Raw genomic sequence first — 3,742 nt, forward strand, 5'->3', positions numbered from 1 at the left:
CTCCCCCTCACAATGATTATCATTTTAATATTGAGTGAGATTTAATTTCCTCAAAGCCTTATGTAGTTTGAGTCTTGGTGTATTTCATACTGATTCAGGCTCGTCAATATTTAGATGCGTTTGCCCTGGCAGGTGTACCGTTAGCCAGAACTAAAAGAAATCAGGTTCGTTGTGAGTTAAGTGGAAGACTAATATCTCCAAGCGATAAACGCCTTCAAGCGGGAAGCTTAGTTTGTGATGGAGAAAAAATAGAAGTTTTAAATGGTGGTAGGATTAAATTTTTCTGTTTCAGTACAGGAGAAATTTTAGATTTATCAAGTGGAGTTGTTTCTTCTGATATATGTGCCAAACCTGATTTGTCTAAGTCTGCTTGTTACACAGGTAACGGAGACTTCTGCCCAAGAACGCCAAAAGGCAGAGCAGGAGGAAACGATGAGCCGACAATCATTTATCCTTATACTATGCCAACATTAAAACCACGCCCGGAAATCGTCTGGCTTCCTGTTACAAGTGCTACTTCTTATAAAGTAAGGTTTGATTGTTATGATTTTAGTTGGGAAAGAGTTACAAATCAAACGAGATTGGCTTACCCTGCGGAAGAAAAACCTCTTGCATCTGGGCAAATATGTCAAATTCTTGTTTTCGCTTATAAGAAAGACAAAATTACTGGTGGAGATCCGTCAGTAATCTCTCTGTTACCACAGAATGAGGTTGCATGGATTAAAGATGCGGTCAAACAAATTAGTAAATTAAAACTTCCTCCAGATGAAACTGCTCTTGACTTTGATGCTATATTTATGTCAAGAGATCTTTTAGATGAAACAATTGAGCAGTTAAACAATGTTGTTTCAGTAGGTACTAAGAATCCAACTATTTACAGAGTACTGGGCGACCGCTATTTTCAAGCAGGTGTACTAGATCAAGCGAAGCGTCAATATTTAAAAGCATCTGAGTTAGTGAAAACTAGTAACAACTCAACTGAGTTAAGGAAGGTGCAAGAGGGATTAAAGTTAGTAGACTATTACAACCAGCTTCCTACGAGTAGATAAGGGGCCCAATGATAAGGGTTATTGTACTCAGGAATCGCCATCAAACTTATTTGTGCAAGTCTTAAAGCCTCTGCTTTGTGAATACCATTCTTGAGATTTTTATAAAATTCATTCATGAGAACAACACTAGATTTAGAATCTACTAACCACAGAGTAGCTATTATACTTCTCGCACCTGCTTGCGCTGCTACACCAGCAATTCCCAATGCAGATATCTTATTACCCTTGGCAGTTTGGCACGCACTTAGTACCAATAACTCAATTGCATCTTGACGGATTTGAGCTTTAGCTTTTAACAAAGTGCCAAACTGTCCAATATTGACTAACTGATCCCAAGTGAAAAATCCGGTTTTTCTAGAAATAGAGCTAAATTGAGCATGTGTTGTTAAGTGAAGAATGGTAAAGTCTTTTTTATTCAGTTCTTCACTAAAGCGTTTAGTATTAAATTCTTTATTGAGCAAGCCTAGTGAGGAATTGGTTTGTTTTTTTACATTTGCTATCTCTGCTTCCACATCAGGTAGAGGTTTTAGTCCTTTAGGAGCATCAGGGTCATAAAAGCTAGGAGCAAATGTGGAAATTCCACCAATTAGAGCATTTGAATGTTCTTGAGATAAAGCTCGAGGCTGGCGAACTTTAGACCCTAAAGTTTCTGAGGAGCTATAGTGCTGAAATAAATAATCTTTCCCATCGTAAAGTATACCCATTGGTAAACTTTGAAAAGATTTGTCTAGAACAAATACTAAAGTTCCACTTGAAGGCAAAGATTTCTTAAGAGGTTCAATTAGCTGCTTATAAAGTGCTTGAGAATGTGGAGTAATAAGATTCTTGCCGTTGGAAATAAGCTCTTTGTTTTGTAAGATGCTTAACAGAGCATTAACATGATTTTTGACTAACTTGGAATCAGCAGAATGATGATGAATAGAAAAATCTGGGAATTGGGCAAATACTTGTATAGTGTCGTCTAGGTCGATAATGTGAATAATTGCTGATGCACCAGCGAAATTATCAATTTTATCTAAAGCAATAAGGTCGAGTTTGCCACACTTTAGATAATCCTCCAACTGTGCTAATTGAAGCTGTTGGTTGGCTTTTATTACTTTACGTTCAAAATTAGGATATTGTTCTGCTATCAGCAGTCGCATGTAATTCCGGTATACAGGCTCTACTTTCTCATAAAAGAAAAACTGTGCATCTAAATTGCTATGCAAGAGATTATCACGAACTTGTGTTATGCTATCAATGGCTGCACCGTAAGCTTGAATAGCTCTTTTGGATTTACCCTGTTTTTGGAATAAATTCCCTAACTGCTGTTGCCATTCATAAGCAACATCTGCATCATTGATGGACTGAGCTAAACTTAAAGCTTCTTCAAAATATGTTTGCGATTCGTATGGATTTAACTTACCTAAAGCACCTAAGCTTTTAGATTTTAAGAGTTGATTGTTAATATTTTTAGCTATTTTTAAGGCGGATGTAGTATACTGAACAGCTACCGATTGTAATGATTGATTCTGAGTTTTGCTTAGGCTTTTAGCAAATTTAAGTTGAGCTTGAATAGATTGTTCGGGCGACAATTGATAAAAAACTGAGGAGCTTTGCAATATAATATCTACTAAAGGTTGAATCTGCTGATTAACTTTTGTACGAGTATTCACTAGCTTAGGTTTGTCTGTTAGCCATTCATCAAAGTCTAGTAATAAGTTTAAACGGTTCAGTTGCGCTTGTAGTTTTATTTCTTGTGGAGAACTTGTCCTATCTACTAAAAGTTGGTATATATCAAGTGACTCCTGTGCCTTCTGTGGAATCGAGTCTACAATTGCCTCTCTAAAGACTGGTTCCTCTATCCATTTGTATTCATCTCGCGCTCGTTGATAGATGGACTGTTTTGTATTACCCAATGACAGTAGAATATCGCTAATTTCTTTTGAAGGTGTTTGTTTAGCGAATAATAGTGTTTTTTCCAAAATTAGTTCAGATTCATTTAACTTGCCAACTAAGCGTAGAACTTGCCCCATGCTTTGTAATCCCAATAAGTTTATTGGTGTTATTTTTAACTGATGTATTGCTGCTATCAGTTGCGACTTCTCGTATTCGGTAAGTTCTAATATCGTTGGGTTACAATTCCAATTATTTAATTTTAGAGCCTCTAAAAGTTTCTCACAAGCCTGAGAGTGTAAACCTAATTTTTGCAAGGCAAAATTTTGATTAATCAGGCTCCCACTAACACCTTCGGCATCTTTGATCTGATGATAAATTTTCGTGGCTTGTTGCCAACTGTCAAGAGCCTCTGCTGCTTGACCTTGATTTAATTGTTTTCTACCCACTTGGCTTAAAAGTTCAGCCTGTTGTATATGTGTTTCTTTTTCCGTTGACTGAGCCAGCAATAGAGACGATTGAGTTAAAACTATTGATAAAGCTAAAATGCCTAAAAGAGCATATTTTAGGCAATATCTCCATTTAATCATCGCTTTACTGTGTTGCTGGATAGGAAAGTTCTGCTACAGAATCGACCGATGTACACGGAATGGTAGAAAAAAAGCTATCAGGTGTAGCTTGATTAGGCGCTATCGCAACTAATTCGACGTTCCCTCTGGAATCTATTAGACCTCTTGCAGAATTGATTTTGTGTTATAATGATTGGTTTTCTTAATCTGAATGGGGTGAGATAACTAAAAAGATTGATGCCTGGGGTA

Annotated in this window: 2 protein-coding genes; one reads left to right on the forward strand and one right to left on the reverse strand. The window is 36.8% G+C overall.

What is annotated here, in order from left to right:
• Positions 1-77: 77 nt before the first annotated feature.
• Positions 78-1,049 carry a hypothetical protein gene (locus H6G26_RS39830; RefSeq protein ID WP_347242601.1) on the forward strand — a complete coding sequence of 324 codons (972 nt, stop codon included), beginning with the start codon at positions 78-80 and terminating at the stop codon, positions 1,047-1,049.
• Here H6G26_RS39830 and H6G26_RS39835 read toward each other — a convergent pair.
• Positions 1,022-3,514 carry a CHAT domain-containing protein gene (locus H6G26_RS39835; RefSeq protein ID WP_190737437.1) on the reverse strand — a complete coding sequence of 831 codons (2,493 nt, stop codon included), beginning with the start codon at positions 3,512-3,514 and terminating at the stop codon, positions 1,022-1,024. The genes H6G26_RS39830 and H6G26_RS39835 overlap by 28 nt on opposite strands.
• Positions 3,515-3,742: the final 228 nt, after the last annotated feature.

The sequence above is a fragment of the Nostoc sp. FACHB-888 genome (assembly GCF_014696655.1).
In the GTDB taxonomy this organism is placed as follows: Bacteria; Cyanobacteriota; Cyanobacteriia; order Cyanobacteriales; family Nostocaceae; genus Nostoc.